Here is a 15,936-nt window from a genome sequence, read left to right as displayed (position 1 = left end):
ACTACGTGATCAAAAGATTAGTTATAGAAATTTTTTATTTTTTCACAAATATAATCTATCTGCTCTATTGTTAATTCATAGAACATCGGAAGTCTTAACAAGCAATCACTAAAATGGTCACTATTTGCCAACTCAACTTCATCACCGATTGACAAATAATAATCACTTTTATTAAGTGATAAATAATGGAAAACGGAATGAATTTCGAATCCTTTAAGATAGTTAATTAACGCTGTTCTTTTTTCTATATCAGCACATATTACATAAAACATATGGGCATTATTAGTAGCAAACTCAGGAATTACAGGTAGCTTAATAAATCCTTTAGTCTCTAATTCACTCAAATTAGCACGATATCTCTCCCACAATACTTTTCGCTGTTTCTGAATGAGCTCTAAATTTTCTAATTGCGCAAAAAGATATGCTGCAATAATATCGGATGGAAGGAAGGATGATCCGATATCAACCCATCCATACTTATTTACCTCTCCTCTGAAGAATGAAGACCTGTTGGTACCTTTTTCTCTTATAATTTCTGCTCGCTGAAAATAGCTTTCATCATTGATGACAAGCATTCCACCTTCACCCGAGATAATGTTTTTTGTTTCATGGAATGAAAAAGTACCGAATGTACCAATGCTTCCCAGAGGTCTATCATTATGGAAGGAATCAATAGCTTGCGCAGCATCTTCAATGACAGGAATATTATATTCCTTAGAAATGGACATAATTTCATCCATATCACACGCTACACCAGCGTAATGAACAACAATAATAGCTTTCGTTTTATCAGTTATACTAGCTCGGATTGAGCTTGGGTCAACATTTGGATTATCTGCATAGCTATCCGCGAAAACTAATTTTGCTCCTCGCAGTGCAAAAGCGTTTACTGTAGATACAAATGTATAAGCCGGTGCAATAACCTCATCTTCTGGCTTAATATCAAGTAATATCGCGGCCATTTCAAGCGCATCGGTACAAGATGTTGTTAATAATACTTTTTTAAAAGCATATTTATTTTCAAAGTATTCGTGACATTTTTTTGTAAAAAAACCGTCACCAGATATTTTTCCTAAACTTACCGCCTGGGATATATAAAAGAGTTCTTTCCCTTGTAAGTATGGTTTATTAAATGGAATCATTGTTCATCCTTAATATGTTCTATAAAATCTGGAGCTAATTTATCTTTCTCAGAGAGAATGACTTCATTCTCAGAAATCGGCCAATGTACATTTAGCACAGGGTCATTCCATGCAATACATCGTTCACTACTGGGGTTGTAATAATTTGTTGTTTTATATTGAAACTCAGCAGCTTCACTAAGAACAACAAAACCATGAGCAAAACCTTCAGGTATCCATAACTGCCGTTTATTCTCAGCAGAAAGATATACCCCAACCCATTTACCAAATGTTTCCGATTCTCTACGTATATCAACAGCTACGTCAAAAACTTCACCAGCTATGCAGCGAACTAATTTTCCTTGTGCATAAGGTGCTTGCTGGTAATGAAGACCACGTAGTACGTTTTTACAGGATTTAGAATGGTTATCTTGCACAAATTCTATTTCACGTCCTGTTAACTCTTCAAAGGTTTTCTTATTAAAACTTTCAAAGAAAAACCCTCGTTCATCACCAAAAACCTTCGGCTCAAAAATCATCACATCTCGAATATCTGTCTTTACAACATTCATAGATTAATAACCTTTAATCATTTTGAGCAAATACTGGCCATAGGCATTTTTTTTGAGAGGTTCAGCCAGTATCTTTACCTGCTCTGCATCAATAAATCCCTTACGAAAAGCAATCTCTTCCGGACAGGAGACTTTAAGCCCCTGACGTTCTTCGATGGTCGCAATAAAGTTGCTCGCTTCAATCAGGCTCTGATGCGTACCGGTATCCAGCCAGGCATAGCCTCGTCCCATCATCGCTACAGACAGACGGCCCTGCTCAAGGTAGATACGGTTAATATCGGTAATTTCCAACTCACCGCGCGCTGAAGGCTTAAGGTTCTTCGCCATTTCCACTACATCATTGTCGTAGAAATAAAGACCCGTTACAGCATAGTTGCTTTTAGGTTCCAGCGGCTTCTCTTCCAGACTGATGGCCGTACCATTTTTATCGAACTCCACTACGCCATAACGTTCAGGATCGTTGACGTGATAGGCGAATACCGTTGCACCGTCGCCTTTACTCACTGCGGCTTCCAGCTGTTTAGGCAGGTCATGGCCGTAGAAAATATTATCGCCCAGCACCAGCGCACAGTTGTCGTCACCAATGAACTCTTCGCCAATAATAAAGGCCTGAGCCAGTCCATCAGGGCTTGGCTGTACTTTATACTGAAGGTTTAATCCCCACTGACTGCCGTCGCCCAGAAGCTGTTCAAAGCGCGGGGTATCCTGTGGCGTACTGATGATCAGAATGTCTTTAATCCCTGCCAGCATCAGTGTAGACAGCGGATAGTAAATCATTGGTTTGTCGTAAATGGGCAGCAGTTGTTTACTCACCGCCATAGTCACAGGGTAGAGACGAGTGCCGGATCCACCAGCAAGAATAATACCTTTACGCGTAGCCATTATAATTTCTCTGTAACGCAAAATGCCCGAATCCGGGCATTTATTTAATGATTAAAGTGATTGGGCTGTAAAAAGCTCAGCTAACATGCGCTTCACGCCAACATCCCATGCTGGCAATACCAGACCAAAGTTATGCTGGAATTTCTCTGTGCTTAACCGTGAATTCTGCGGCCGGCGAGCAGGTGTCGGGTAAGCGCTTGTCGGAACAGCATTGAGTTTTTCAATCGCCAACTCAACGCCTGCCTTTTGGGCTTCCTCAAACACCAACGCCGCATAGTCGTACCAGGTTGTCGTCTCAGAAGCGACCAGATGGTAAAGCCCGGCAACTTCTGGTTTCACCATCGCGACACGAATGGCGTGGGCGGTACAATCGGCTAACAGCTCAGCGCCTGTTGGGGCACCCACCTGATCGTTAATGACAGAAAGTTCTTTGCGTTCTTTAGCCAGACGCAGCATGGTCTTGGCAAAATTGTTGCCTTTACCTGCATATACCCAGCTTGTGCGGAAAATCAGGTGATTAGGGCAGTTATCCTGCAATGCTTTTTCGCCATTCAGTTTCGTCTGACCATAAACATTCAGCGGTGCCGTCGCATCCGTTTCACTCCAGGGGGTTTCACCATCACCCGGGAAGACGTAATCCGTGGAGTAGTGAACAACCCAGGCGCCGATCTTTGCAGCTTCTTTCGCGATAGCCTCAACGCTTATCGCATTCAGTAACTGCGCAAAATCTGGTTCCGACTCTGCTTTATCCACTGCGGTATGTGCGGCTGCGTTGACGATCACGTCAGGTTTTATATTACGAACCGTCTCAGCAATCCCTTCCGGGTTGCTGAAATCGCCGCAGTAATCTTTAGAATGCACATCAAGCGCAATCAGATTGCCAAGTGGAGCCAGCGCGCGCAGAAGCTCCCAGCCTACCTGCCCTGTTTTGCCGAACAGAAGAATGTTCATTATTGACGTTCCCCGTAGTTCTGTTCGATCCAGGTTTTATAAGCACCACTTTTAACGTTGTTAACCCACTCCTGATTGCTCAGATACCATTCCACAGTCTTACGAATTCCGCTTTCAAACGTCTCTTCAGGCTTCCAGCCCAGCTCCACCCCAATTTTATGCGCATCGATCGCATAGCGGCGGTCATGTCCTGGACGATCGGCAACATAAATAATTTGATCGCGGTAAGAGCCTTTTTTCGGCACGATTTCATCCAGCAAATCGCAAATAGTGTGCACAACGTCCAGGTTCTGCTTTTCGTTGTGACCACCGATGTTGTAAGTTTCCCCCGTTTTACCCTGAGTCACAACGGTGTAAAGCGCACGGGCATGGTCTTCAACATAGAGCCAGTCGCGGATCTGGTCGCCTTTGCCATAAATCGGCAGCGCTTTTCCGTCCAGCGCGTTCAGGATCACCAGCGGGATCAGCTTTTCCGGGAAATGATACGGACCGTAGTTGTTTGAACAATTGGTGACAATCGTCGGGAAACCGTAGGTGCGCAGCCAGGCGCGAACCAGATGGTCGCTGGACGCTTTGGAGGCAGAGTATGGGCTGCTTGGCGCGTAGGCTGTGGTTTCAGTGAACAGCGGGAGTTCTGAGGATGCCGGCTGTTCATCCGGATGCGGCAGATCGCCGTACACTTCATCGGTGGAGATATGATGGAAACGAAACGCTTTTTTCGCCGCGTCATCAAGGGTTGACCAGTAAGCACGGGCGGCTTCCAGAAGCACATAGGTCCCGACAATGTTGGTTTCAATGAATGCCGCCGGGCCAGTAATGGAACGGTCAACGTGGCTTTCTGCCGCCAGATGCATTACCGCATCCGGTTTATGTTCAGCAAAAATACGGTCCATAGCCGCTTTATCACAAATATCTGCATGCTCAAACACATAACGTTCGCTGGCGCTGACATCGTTAAGGGATTCCAGGTTACCGGCATACGTCAGTTTATCCACGTTGACGACTTCATCCTGGGTATTAGTAATAATATGTCGTACAACCGCTGAGCCGATAAAGCCAGCTCCACCCGTCACAAGAATTTTCACGTTATCTATTCCGTTTTGTAGATATGTCGAGATATTGGCGTTCTGAATCCCGGTATTAATTCAGGATTAGAAATTATGCACGCTACCGCCCCTGGCTTGACAGCTACCAGTGCACTGAGCGAGTGTTGAATATAGAATTGACTGTCTGTTTTCAGACAAAAACTGGCGTTAATTGTCGTCCTAAATGGACTCGGAAACAAGCACAAATCGTTACAAATCAGCCCAGATTTGAAGCAGGCAACTCTCTGTTATCATGAGAATTAATAATAAAAAGCGGCAGCCATCATTTTGGTTATGTAACAACATAACTAAAATGATCGCTGCCGCGCATGACGTCTTTCAGGCTGCGAAGAAGTATCAGCCTTCAGCCAGCAACTTCTCAATACGGCTTCTGAACTTCGCCCCTTCCTTCAGGTTACGCAGGCCATAGTTCACAAACGCCTGCATATACCCCATTTTCTTACCGCAGTCGTAGCTGTCACCGGTCATCAGCATCGCATCAACCGACTGCTTCTTCCCCAGCTCGGCAATCGCATCGGTCAGCTGGATACGATCCCAGGCTCCCGGCTCGGTTTTTTCCAGCTCAGCCCAGATATCCGCATTCAGCACATAACGGCCTACCGCCATCAGATCGGAGTCCAGGGTCTGCGGCTGATCGGGTTTTTCGATAAACTCAACGATACGGCTCACCTGCCCTTCCGTCTCCAGCGGCTCTTTAGTCTGAATAACCGAGTACTCAGAGAGATCGCCCTTCATACGTTTCGCCAGCACCTGGCTGCGGCCCGTCTCGTTGAAACGAGCAACCATTGCCGCCAGGTTATAACGCAGCGGATCGGCAGAGGCGTTATCAATGATGATGTCCGGCAGAACCACGATAAACGGGTTATCACCCACTACCGGACGCGCGCACAGAATCGAGTGGCCCAGACCCAGCGGCTGTGCCTGACGCACGTTCATGATGGTCACGCCAGGAGGACAGATAGACTGAACTTCTGCCAGAAGCTGACGCTTAACGCGCTGCTCAAGCAGCGCTTCGAGTTCATAAGAGGTGTCGAAGTGGTTCTCAACGGCATTCTTCGAAGAGTGCGTCACCAGAACGATTTCTTTGATCCCCGCAGCAACAATCTCGTCGACGATGTACTGAATCATCGGCTTGTCAACGATCGGCAGCATCTCTTTAGGAATGGCCTTTGTGGCGGGCAACATGTGCATGCCCAAACCCGCTACCGGTATGACTGCTTTCAAATTAATCATTATTTCTTCCACCTTAAAATGGTTGACGAATTATAGCTTTTAAACCTGTTTTCGCCAGCATGTTTTGCCGTAAATATGAAGTAATCCTAAGTCACCCCACCACAAATTACAGTAGTTGTAATCTGAATAGATCGCGATCCTGTTCCAGGAATAGTCGCAAAATAGTCTGCATGATTACCTGTGTGGCAGCGCAAAATTCAACCGTTCCGTATTCACCACGTGTTGATCGACCCGATCAATATCGACCGAACTCTGTCCCTTTTCATTTACTGCATGAATGTTCGCCAGTGACAACAGCGTCTCGTTTTTAGCCATAAACTTCCCGCGCACGTCTTTGCGCAAATCGAAGTTCATCTTAAGTGCAGGCCCCGTCGCTGCCTCCTGCATCACGTTGATATTACGCAAGAAAAGGTGCTGTGGCTTGTTGTGCAGCTCAAGCGTTGCGCGCTGCATGTTGACGTTGGTGATGGCAACAAACGACGTGGCATTGCCGGAGGAAATCTGGATCCCGCGCAGCTTATACGCAAGCTCCCGGTTATCCAGGCGAATATCGTTAAGTTTGAAGTTCTGCGGTATTGAGAGGTAATCGCCCTTAATCACGCCATAGCCGATTAGCATTCCGGCGCTGTTCACCATATCGACATTATCAATAACGAAATTATCACAGCCATAAATAGCTACCGTCGCGTTATCAATTCCGGCCTTTTTACTGAAGTCAGGGGTAATATTGCTGGCCTTGATATTACGGATCACAAAGTGTTTACCGTTTTCGACATGGACCAACTGCCGACAGTTGCTGCCGGTGATATTTGCCACGACGAAGTTTTTAACGGTCTGCTGTTCCGGATAGTCATTATCGTAGGTACTGCCAGCCAGCCCAATGCCTATGCCCCAGTTGATCTTGCCGTTTGTGCAGTTGATGTTGTCGATAACATGGTCAGAGATCAGAATATTGCGGTCATTAATCGCCACGTTCCACTCAATCGCATCACCCTGCAAATGGCTGAATTTACTGTTGGTAATGCGCGCACCGTCCACCTGATTATGGAAACCCTGGCGCAGAATAGCGTAGTTGGCCTGTGAAACATTGATGTTATCAATGAGCAAATTGCGCATGACCCGCGGCTTCTTGCCGCCGATGTAGATCTGGGTGACGGGGCCGAAGCCGCTCATTGCCAGCCCCTTAATGACACAGTCGGAGCCACGCACGTCCAGCGTGATGTTATGCGTGCGCCCCACTCCTTCCCCAATGACCTTGCAGCCTTCCTGAAGCACAAACCGCCCGCGGCCGTTGCCCTTCAGCGCACCGCGGATCAGCAGAGTTTTCCCGTCAGGAATAAAAATGCCGGTATTGATGTTTTCACAGGTTAACCCGGCGGGAACAACAACGGTATCGCCCTCGGCAAAGGCCTGCTTAAAGGCGGCGATCCAGTCGTGATTGTTGTAGCGATCGACAGAAACCGTCTTCCCGGTCGCCGCCCGCGCAGCGCGGGGCGACAACAGCGGCATGGCAGCCAGGACGGATAAAGAAGAGACAAATCGGCGTCGGGTAATCTTTTTCAGCATACAACCTCAGCGTTACAGCGTTTGCAGCAGGCTCGCTAACTGGCGATTAATCACCTGCTGATTGAATTCTGCTTCAACTTTTTGCCGCGCATTTTGCAGCACAGGGATCAGCGTCTGCTGATCGATATCACTGAACGCGGCCAGACGGTCCGCCAGCGCCAGCGCATTGTTTTCAGGGACCAGCCAGCCGGAGTGTTCAGAGGTGATCAGCTCCGGGATCCCGCTGTGCAGGGTCGAAACCACCGGAATGCCAACCGCCATCGCCTCCATCAGCGCCACGGGAATGCCTTCCATATCGCCATCGGCGCCGGTCACGGAAGGCAGCAGGAACACATCCGCGTCATCAAGCATGGCCTTCACTTCGTGGCTCGGCTTGAAGCCCGGCATCTCAACCACGTCTTCCAGCTGATACTGTTCAATCAGCGTGCGTAGCCGACGTTCCCACGGCCCGATACCCAGGATGCGGTAGTGAAAGTCCACGCCGCGCGCCTTCAGCTGGCGACAAGCTTCAATAGCCACGTGCAGCCCTTTCTTTTCGGTCAGGCGGGCAACAGAGATAATTTGCAGCGGCTTGCCCGGCACCTTGACCGGTCGCTGGGTGAAGCGTTCCATGTCCACGCCCATGCGTGAAACGGTGATTTTCTCGCTCGGGCAACCCATGGTTTTCAGGCGTCCGGCCCACAGGTCGCTTATCGGCAGCATCATGTCGCCGCGGCGAAACAGCTGCTGATATTCCGGCGTGTAGTGGTTCAGCACTTCCCGGCTGGAGATGTCGATACCGTGGAAAATGGTTGCGATTTTGCCGTCAATCACCCCCAGCTCACGCAGTTTTGCCGCCGTTACGCCCGCCGGGCCAAAGTGGGCGATAAAGACATCGGCCCGGTAGGGCTGAGCCGTTTGCCCGCAAATAGCGGAGAGGATCAGGTTGCGCGCCTCCGCCCCATAGCGCGACATATTCAGCGCCCGCCACGTCGAGGCGCGATGAAGGCCGCGCAGCGTCTGGCTGGCGCGATGGCGCAGTTTGTTCATCCGTCCGCTCGGTTCATCCTGCAACCAGCGGGTTTTCGCCTCCAGTCCATACTGGGTATACGCCGCATGGGTGTTCTGCGTATCGCCCTTTTGCAGGGCGATAATCTCCACGTCATACCCCATATCGATAAACGCGGTGATTTGGTTCAGCACAAAAGTTTCAGACGACAGCGGAAATTTCAGTAAGAAGAAACCAACCTTCATTTCCCCTCCCGGACGCGGTCGAGTACGGATTTCACCATCCCAATGCCTTTTTCGCGTTCGGCTTTGACCGCCACCGCCAGACGCTCGTTGATCGCAGGCAGCTGGCCGAGCGTGTCGCCCACCATCGCACCGAGCGATCCGTCCAGCAGATGACGAATATCGACGGCCATTTCCGGCATGCCGAGCTGCTGCATAATGCCCGCTGACTTGTGCTCATAGTTAATGGCGATGGCTGGCGTGCCGAAGTTCATTGAAATGATCGCCGAGTGCAGACGCGTGCCGACGGTCAGGTCGCAGGCAGAGAGCAGCTTGCCCATCTCCAGATCGTTGAGTTCGTCCATCACCACGTGATAACGGGACGGATCGTTCACCAGGTTGCGCAGGTTCAGCGCCACCATGCGGTCATCTTTGTTGTAGCTGTCGATACCGGTACAGGTGGAGAGCGCCAGCACCTGGTAACCGCTGTCCAGTACGCGGTTCACCACGTCGGCAAAAGCTTTCTCGTAGGCCGCCTGGGTCGTGCCGAGGCGTTTATCGAACGGCGCAAGTTCACGCAGGGTAATGGCGACGGTTTTCTGCTTTGCCGCCACGTCCAGCCAGTGCTGTACAGCATAGCTGGCCTGGAAACTGTCATCCTGATGATCCACCAGCCAGGCGGTGTCCACACCGTGCTCCACTTTGGTGGTGTCGATTTCACTGCGCTTCATCATGTCGAGGCTGACCGATTCACGCAGGATCAGCGCGTCGCAGTGGCCGAAGACATAGTTTGCCAGCTGGTTGAACTGTGGATCCTGGAATGGCCCGACGCTGTGGCCGATCATGAATAGCGGCTTTTTCGCCATAAACGTACAAAGCGCATGCTCAAACTGCGGCACGCCGTAGAGATCGACGAAGAACGATCCGCCGACCTGAATAATCGCGTCATAGCCAGACAGCAGGCGGACAAAATCGGTAAAACCCTGCGCGATGGCAATATTGCGCAGCTTGCCGGTGTCGGTCACGCGAGAAAGCAACACCTGATGCTGGTAGCGACGGCGCAGCACTTTCTTCACGCGCCCCATCACGCCCGCGGCGTTGTTGTGCTGTTTCATCTGGCTGTAGAGCGGGTCGCCCATCACCGGGCGGTTGAGTAACCAGGATGAGCTGACCGGATAACGGCTCATCACATCCACTTCAGTCTCAGGCTTAAGGGTGTTAATTGCATCCAGTAAACCGCGCAGGATGGCGCTGTCGCCACGGTTGCCGCAGGTATGGTTGCCAAGAATAAGTAATTTCATAATGGCCTCGTAAAATTAGCCTGCGCGAAGCAGCGTTTTCATTTTTTCGTTACGGCAAAACTGGCGCTTCATCTCCACCACCAGCGCATTGCGCGACAGCACAATCATCACGCCGAACGCCAGCGCACCGGCCGCGACCTGCACCGCAAGCAGCGCCGCCAGCGGCAGATGCCCGTTGAGCACCACACCCAGGCCGTAGCTCACCGCAAGCGTCGGTAATGAGAGATAAAACGGCAGCCACAGGCTGAGGATGTACTGACGGTAGCTGGAGCCCAGCACCGGTTTGATCATCACGAAGTAGCTCAGCACGGTATTGACGATCTGCACCAGCAGGAAGCCGAGCGTCACGCCAATGGCGCCCGCCGTGTGACCGCCCACAATAATTGCCGGAATAAACAGGAAGGTTTTAAATACGTTGAACTTAAAGCTGATATCCACGCGCGCCTTCGCCATCAGCAGAGAACCAATCGGGTTCCCCACCGAGCGCAGCAGCCCCACGACGCACAGCAGTTGCAGGATCGGGATGATGCCGTTCCATTTCTCACCAAACACCAGCGGCACAAAATTGCTGGCGACCACCATCAGCCCCAGCAGGACCGGAAAGTTTATGATCCCCACCACGGAGAGCAGCTTGTAAAAGTTCACGCGCAGCTTCTCGGTATCGTCCTGAATTTTAGCGAACGCCGGGAACAGCACGCGGGTAATGATAGGGTTGAGCTTCATCGGCGGGACAACCGCGACGTTATACGCCAGGTTATAGCCACCCGCGACGCTGGCGCCCAGAATGCGCGCCAGCACCAGCGTGGAGAGGTTAGTATTCACATAGTTGATAATACTGTCTGCGGTCAGCCACGCGCCGAAGCGCAGGTTGGATGAAACAGACGCCAGCGAAAAATGCAGCCCCGGGCGATAAATCTTGCGGCCAAAGAAGCCGAACAGCAGCGTGCGCACGGCAGAGTTTACGAGGTAGCCGAGGATAGCGGTCATTGCCAGCGGCCAGAAATGAGCGCTGACCACGGTGAAGGTAAAGCCCGCCAGCACAGCGCTGGTTTCAATCATGCCGATCTTGTTGAACTCCAGCTCTTTTTGCATCAGCGCGCGGAACTGCTGCCCGTGCGGGATCACCACGAACGCAAACGACAGCGTGCGCATCAGTGGCGCCAGGTCCGGGTTGTGCAGCACACCGGCAATCGCATCGCTCAGCAGAAACACCAGCACAAAGACGAAGATGCCCAGCCCGACGTTCAGCCAGTAGAGCGTGGTCAGCTCCAGATGGCTGATCTCTTTGCGCTGGATAATGGAGTTGGCGATACCAAAGTCCGACAGCGTATCGGCGAGGGCGATAATCACCAGCGAGACGGTCAGCAGACCAAACTGGTGATTATCGATAATGCGCGCCAGCACCGTCATCTGCACCAGACCGAGGCCAATGATGATGATGGTCGCCATCGCTGACCATTTCGCGCCGCTGATGGTTTTTTCTCGTAAGCTCATCTTAATACGCCGCTTTGTTCACGAAGCCTTTGAAAATGGTCAGAAAAACAATCTTGATATCAAACCAGAGGCTCCACTCGCGGATGTACTCCAGATCGAACTCGATACGTTTTTCCATTTTTTCCAGCGTGTCGGTCTCGCCGCGCCAGCCGTTGATCTGCGCCCAGCCGGTGATGCCCGGCTTCACCTTGTGGCGCAGCATGTAGCCTTCAATCAGGGTACGGTACTGCTCGTTATGAGCCACGGCGTGAGGACGTGGCCCGACGATGGACATCCCGCCGGTAAACACGTTGATGAACTGCGGCAGCTCATCGAGCGAGGTACGGCGCAGGAAGTTGCCCACACGGGTCACGCGCGGATCGTTCTGCGTCGCCTGGGTCACTACCTTGTCGTTCTCCATCACCTTCATGGAGCGGAATTTCCACACCATGATCGGCTTACCGTCCATGCCGTAGCGGGTCTGACGGAAGATGATCGGCCCCGGAGAGCTGAGCTTCACCGCCAGTGCAATGCAGCACAGCACCGGGGAGATGAGCAGCAGGATCAGGGATGAAAGCACGATATCTTCCACGCGCTTCAGCACACGGTTAATCCCCGACAGCGGCGTGTCGTACAGCGGCACAACCGGTACGCCGTTCACTTCTTCAATGCGGGAATGGAGAATGTTGAAGGTAAAGACATCCGGGATGAGGATCACCGAGCAGGTGGTATCCGCCAGCTCGCGCATCAGTTTCTTGATGCGGGATTCATCTTTCATCTGCATGGCGATATAGACGTTGTGGATCTTCCCTGCTCTCGCGTCGTCAATAAGCTGTTCGTAGTTACCTGCCCAGTCGGACGGCACGCCGCCGGGCTTCGCGTCGTGATAAATCCCGACCACTTCAAAACCTAACCACGGCTCTTTGCGGAAGCTGTCGAGCAATACCTGTCCGACCGGCAGATCGCCCGCCACGGCAACGAAGCGACGGTTATATCCGCGGTTGCGCAGCCAGCCCGCACCGAAGCGGATCAGCGAGCGGCAGACCACCATGCCAATGCTGGTTAACAGGTACCAGCAGAGATAGGTCACAAGACGGTTATCAAAATCATGGCTGAACGCCACCAGGCCTGCGCTGAAAACCAGGCTTAAGGTCCAGTTCTGAAGCAGCAGCATCAGTTCGGTGGTCATTTTGACGCCGCGCCATGAACGATAGAAATCGGTCATGCCGCCGATCATCTGGAACACCACCAGCGCAATTAACGCCATCAGCAAGTGCATGTATAAGAACGACTGCCCGCTGACCCAACACACCGCCCACAGTCCGCCGACCATGATGGTGATATCAGAAAAACGCTGCACCATAGAGATTAACGATGCATTCGTTCTCGCTCGTTCGCGCTTTTTTAGATTTGTCATCGTTGTTCCTTTATTCAACCAAAACCTTACCCCTCACCCTAACCCTCTCCCCGGAGGGGAGAGGGGACTGTCCGGTGCGGTCTTTCACCCTCTCCCCTCTGGTCGAGGACACGGCTCGGAGCATTTTTCACCCTCTCCCCTCTGGGGAGGGGGCTGGGGTGAGGGGCAGTTTTCAGGTTTTCGTATTACTGATTCAACAGCGCCAGAATGTCCTTCGTTCGCGCTTCCATCAGCGCGGTATCGGCCCGGGACTCCACGTTCAGGCGCACCACCGGCTCGGTGTTGGAGGAGCGCAGGTTGAAGCGCCACTGCGGGAACGCCATGCTGATACCGTCCGTACGGTCAATCTCCAGCGCATGAATGGCGAAGTGCTGTTCGACACGGGCGATGGCCTCCGCGGGCTGTGCCAGTTTGCTGTTGATCTCGCCGCTGGCCGGGAACGCCGCCATGCGGTCGCGCACCAGCTCACCCAGGCTCTGCCCTTTCAGGCACAGCAGCTCGGTCACCAGCAGCCACGGGATCATCCCGCTGTCGCAGTAGGCAAAATCACGGAAATAGTGGTGGGCGCTCATCTCGCCGCCGTAGATGGCGTCTTCCTCGCGCATACGCTCTTTGATAAACGCATGACCGGTTTTGGACATCACCGGCTCGCCGCCCGCGGCCTTCACCACGTCGACGGTGTTCCAGGAAAGACGCGGATCGTGAATGATCTTCGCCCCCGGGTTTTTCTCGAGGAACGCTTCCGCCAGCAGGCCGACAATGTAGTAGCCTTCGATGAACTGCCCTTTTTCGTCGAACAGGAAGCAGCGGTCAAAATCGCCGTCAAAGGCGATACCCATATCGGCGCCGTGCTCAATCACCGCGTTGCGAGTGTCGTCGCGGCACTCCGGCAGCAGCGGGTTCGGGATACCGTTCGGGAAGTTGCCGTCAGGCGTGTTGTGTACTTTGACGAAGGTCACCGGCACGTTCAGCGCCTTAAAGCGGGCTTCAAGTGCATCGACAACCGGGCCTGCCGCGCCGTTACCGGAGTTAATCACCAGCTTCAGCGGTTTGAGGTTTGCCACGTTGATGTAGCCCAGCAGGTGGTCGATGTACTCTTTTTGCAGGTTGATCTGCTTATAGCTGCCGCGTCTGGCTTCGTTAACCGGCGGGAAATCGTTGGCCTCGGCCAGACGCTGCACGTCGCGCAGGCCGGTGTCGCCGCTGATAGGACGCGCGCCCTTGCGCACCAGCTTCATGCCGTTGTAGTCCATCGGGTTATGGCTGGCCGTCACTTCGATACCGCCGTCCACGCCCAGGTGGAAGGTGGCAAAATAGATCTCTTCTGTACCGGAAAGGCCGATATCCAGCACGTCGACGCCCGCGTCCTGTAGCCCTTTCGCCAGCGCCAGCTTCAGGGATTCGCTTGTCAGACGCACGTCGCCGCCCAGCACGATAGTTTGTGGTTTCAGGTATTCGCCGTACGCGCGGCCGATGCGCCACGCAATGTCTTCGTTCAGCTCTTCGCCCAGCTTGCCGCGAATATCGTAGGCTTTAAAACAGGTTAATTTTTCCATGATGACCCCTTTTTCAGGCAACAGTTGGCCCTGACCATGTAATGGCCAAATTTATTTTTGTCATTCGTAGGCCCGGTAAGCGCAGCGCCACCGGGCATGATGCGGAGGGCTACACGCGCCCGTAGCGATCCTGGAAGCGGATGATGTCGTCCTCTTCCAGATAGGAGCCGGAACGCACCTCAATTAAGTCGAGCGGAATTTTCCCCGGGTTTTCCAGACAGTGCGTGGCACCCAGCGGAATATAAATGGACTCGTTTTCGCCGAGCAGCTTCACTTCGCCGTCGATGGTCACTTTGGCGGTCCCTGCCACCACCACCCAGTGTTCGGCGCGGTGATGGTGCATCTGCACCGACAGCCCTTCACCCGGCTTCACGGTGATGCGTTTCACCTGGTAACGCTCGCCAGCGTCGATGGAGTCATATTTGCCCCACGGACGGTAGACTTCCCGGTGGATATGGTGTTCGTGACGGCCGTCAGCCTTGATCTGCTCCACCACTTTTTTAACGTCCTGCACGGCGTTACGGTCAGCAATCAACACCGCATCTTTGGTCTGCACGACCACCAGATCTTTCACCCCGACCGTGGTGACGAGGCCAGACTCGGCGTAGACATAGCTGTTTTCCGTTTTGTGGCTGATCACATCCCCGTGATGGACGTTACCCTCCGGGGTATGCGCGCTGATCTCCCACAGAGACGACCAGGAGCCAACATCGCTCCAGCCTGCATCCATCGGCACCACGACCGCATCTGCCGTGCGCTCCATCACCGCATAGTCAATAGACTCTTCCGGACAGGCGAGGAAGGATTCTTCATCCACGCGGATAAAATCGAGATCCGGATCCACCACCGCCATCGCTTTTTCGCAGGCGCTTAAGATATCCGGGCGATATTTTTCCAGCTCTTCCAGGTAGCGACCGGCGCGGAACAGGAACATACCGCTGTTCCAGTAGTATTCCCCGCTGGCCACGTAGGCCTGCGCGGTTTCCAGATTCGGTTTTTCGACAAACTGCGCCACGTCAAAGGCCACGCTGTCACCTTCGCCAGGCGTTACGCTACCACGGCGAATGTAGCCGTAGCCGGTTTCCGGCAGATCCGGCACGATACCGAAGGTCACCAGCTTGCCGTTCTCAGCGTAAGGGATCGCCGCGCGTACCGCGTCGCGGAAGGCCTCTTCCTGCTGGATGACGTGGTCAGCCGCGAGCACCAGCATCAGCGGATCGCAGTCCGGGCTGCTGCGTTTGGCCGCCAGCGCCGCCAGAGCGATCGCAGGCGCCGTGTTGCGTCCGGCAGGCTCCAGAATGATATTTTCGGTCAGCTTGTTCAGCTGACGCAGCTGCTCGGCCACGATAAAGCGGTGCTGTTCGTTACAGATCACCACCGGGCTTTCACACTCCACGCCGTGCAGACGGTTAACCGTCGTTTGCAGCATGGTGAGGTCGCCTTTCAGGCACAGAAACTGTTTTGGATAAAGCACGCGGGACAGTGGCCACAACCGGCTCCCGGATCCACCCGCCATTACGACCGGATACAAAGTGGTTTGACTCATGAT

At 52.7% G+C, this 15,936-nt stretch carries 13 protein-coding genes; all 13 read right to left on the bottom strand.

The genetic code is table 11. From position 1 onward, the window contains the following. Positions 1-17: 17 nt before the first annotated feature. The 13 genes from rffA to cpsB all read right to left on the bottom strand — a co-directional run bounded on the left by rffA (position 18) and on the right by cpsB (position 15,933). Positions 18-1,142: a dTDP-4-amino-4,6-dideoxygalactose transaminase gene (gene rffA / locus ACOTX7_RS16255; RefSeq protein ID WP_063841321.1), complete on the bottom strand. Its 1,125-nt coding sequence runs from the start codon at positions 1,140-1,142 to the stop codon at positions 18-20. Beyond that, positions 1,139-1,693 (bottom strand): dTDP-4-dehydrorhamnose 3,5-epimerase, encoded by a 555-nt coding sequence (rfbC, locus tag ACOTX7_RS16250; RefSeq protein WP_221812921.1) that lies wholly within the window; start codon positions 1,691-1,693, stop codon positions 1,139-1,141. Before rfbC ends, rffA begins: the two co-directional genes overlap by 4 nt. 3 nt (positions 1,694-1,696) lie before the next feature. Continuing rightward, entirely contained in the window at positions 1,697-2,575 is an 879-nt protein-coding gene (rfbA, locus tag ACOTX7_RS16245) for a glucose-1-phosphate thymidylyltransferase RfbA (protein ID WP_062728858.1), read from the bottom strand. Between the two features lie 51 nt (positions 2,576-2,626). Next, the gene (gene rfbD / locus ACOTX7_RS16240) at positions 2,627-3,526 is read right to left on the bottom strand and encodes a dTDP-4-dehydrorhamnose reductase (RefSeq protein ID WP_221812919.1); all 900 of its coding nucleotides are present in this window, start codon (positions 3,524-3,526) and stop codon (positions 2,627-2,629) included. Next, positions 3,526-4,611 carry a dTDP-glucose 4,6-dehydratase gene (rfbB, locus tag ACOTX7_RS16235; protein ID WP_221812917.1) on the bottom strand — a complete coding sequence of 362 codons (1,086 nt, stop codon included), beginning with the start codon at positions 4,609-4,611 and terminating at the stop codon, positions 3,526-3,528. Before rfbB ends, rfbD begins: the two co-directional genes overlap by 1 nt. A 357-nt stretch (positions 4,612-4,968) precedes the next feature. Continuing rightward, positions 4,969-5,865, bottom strand: a complete 897-nt coding sequence (galF, locus tag ACOTX7_RS16230) for a GalU regulator GalF (protein WP_221812915.1) — start codon at positions 5,863-5,865, stop codon at positions 4,969-4,971. 174 nt (positions 5,866-6,039) lie between these two features. Then, positions 6,040-7,431: a colanic acid biosynthesis protein WcaM gene (wcaM, locus tag ACOTX7_RS16225; RefSeq protein WP_221812914.1), complete on the bottom strand. Its 1,392-nt coding sequence runs from the start codon at positions 7,429-7,431 to the stop codon at positions 6,040-6,042. 12 nt (positions 7,432-7,443) lie between these two features. After that, positions 7,444-8,664 (bottom strand): colanic acid biosynthesis glycosyltransferase WcaL, encoded by a 1,221-nt coding sequence (wcaL, locus tag ACOTX7_RS16220; RefSeq protein ID WP_180250852.1) that lies wholly within the window; start codon positions 8,662-8,664, stop codon positions 7,444-7,446. Beyond that, on the bottom strand, positions 8,661-9,941 hold the full coding sequence (gene wcaK / locus ACOTX7_RS16215; protein ID WP_006811234.1) for a colanic acid biosynthesis pyruvyl transferase WcaK: 1,281 nt from the start codon (positions 9,939-9,941) through the stop codon (positions 8,661-8,663). The genes wcaL and wcaK overlap by 4 nt, the downstream gene beginning before the upstream one ends. A 15-nt stretch (positions 9,942-9,956) precedes the next feature. Further along, positions 9,957-11,435, bottom strand: coding sequence for a colanic acid undecaprenyl disphosphate flippase WzxC (wzxC, locus tag ACOTX7_RS16210; RefSeq protein ID WP_006811235.1), 1,479 nt, complete (start codon positions 11,433-11,435; stop codon positions 9,957-9,959). Between the two features lies 1 nt (position 11,436). Beyond that, on the bottom strand, positions 11,437-12,831 hold the full coding sequence (wcaJ, locus tag ACOTX7_RS16205) for an undecaprenyl-phosphate glucose phosphotransferase (RefSeq protein WP_221812912.1): 1,395 nt from the start codon (positions 12,829-12,831) through the stop codon (positions 11,437-11,439). Positions 12,832-13,016: 185 nt separating this feature from the next. Beyond that, on the bottom strand, positions 13,017-14,387 hold the full coding sequence (gene cpsG, locus ACOTX7_RS16200; RefSeq protein WP_047053469.1) for a colanic acid biosynthesis phosphomannomutase CpsG: 1,371 nt from the start codon (positions 14,385-14,387) through the stop codon (positions 13,017-13,019). Between the two features lie 109 nt (positions 14,388-14,496). Continuing rightward, positions 14,497-15,933 (bottom strand): mannose-1-phosphate guanyltransferase, encoded by a 1,437-nt coding sequence (gene cpsB / locus ACOTX7_RS16195; protein ID WP_006811238.1) that lies wholly within the window; start codon positions 15,931-15,933, stop codon positions 14,497-14,499. Positions 15,934-15,936 lie beyond the last annotated feature (3 nt).

It is taken from the genome of Enterobacter cloacae complex sp. IR5418 (assembly GCF_049238105.1).
Classification (GTDB): Bacteria; Pseudomonadota; Gammaproteobacteria; order Enterobacterales; family Enterobacteriaceae; genus Enterobacter; species Enterobacter hormaechei.
This window is presented reverse-complemented; position numbering and strand designations above follow the sequence as displayed.

Bases quoted from the DNA above. Each gene is read 5' to 3' on its own strand.
- cpsG (WP_047053469.1), bottom strand. From the start codon at position 14,387: ATGGAAAAATTAACCTGTTTTAAAGCCTACGATATTCGCGGCAAGCTG.
- wcaM (WP_221812914.1), bottom strand. From the start codon at position 7,431: ATGCTGAAAAAGATTACCCGACGCCGATTTGTCTCTTCTTTATCCGTC.
- wcaL (WP_180250852.1), bottom strand. From the start codon at position 8,664: ATGAAGGTTGGTTTCTTCTTACTGAAATTTCCGCTGTCGTCTGAAACT.
- wzxC (WP_006811235.1), bottom strand. From the start codon at position 11,435: ATGAGCTTACGAGAAAAAACCATCAGCGGCGCGAAATGGTCAGCGATG.
- rfbC (WP_221812921.1), bottom strand. From the start codon at position 1,693: ATGAATGTTGTAAAGACAGATATTCGAGATGTGATGATTTTTGAGCCG.
- cpsB (WP_006811238.1), bottom strand. From the start codon at position 15,933: ATGAGTCAAACCACTTTGTATCCGGTCGTAATGGCGGGTGGATCCGGG.
- rfbA (WP_062728858.1), bottom strand. From the start codon at position 2,575: ATGGCTACGCGTAAAGGTATTATTCTTGCTGGTGGATCCGGCACTCGT.
- galF (WP_221812915.1), bottom strand. From the start codon at position 5,865: ATGATTAATTTGAAAGCAGTCATACCGGTAGCGGGTTTGGGCATGCAC.
- wcaJ (WP_221812912.1), bottom strand. From the start codon at position 12,831: ATGACAAATCTAAAAAAGCGCGAACGAGCGAGAACGAATGCATCGTTA.
- rfbD (WP_221812919.1), bottom strand. From the start codon at position 3,526: ATGAACATTCTTCTGTTCGGCAAAACAGGGCAGGTAGGCTGGGAGCTT.
- rffA (WP_063841321.1), bottom strand. From the start codon at position 1,142: ATGATTCCATTTAATAAACCATACTTACAAGGGAAAGAACTCTTTTAT.
- wcaK (WP_006811234.1), bottom strand. From the start codon at position 9,941: ATGAAATTACTTATTCTTGGCAACCATACCTGCGGCAACCGTGGCGAC.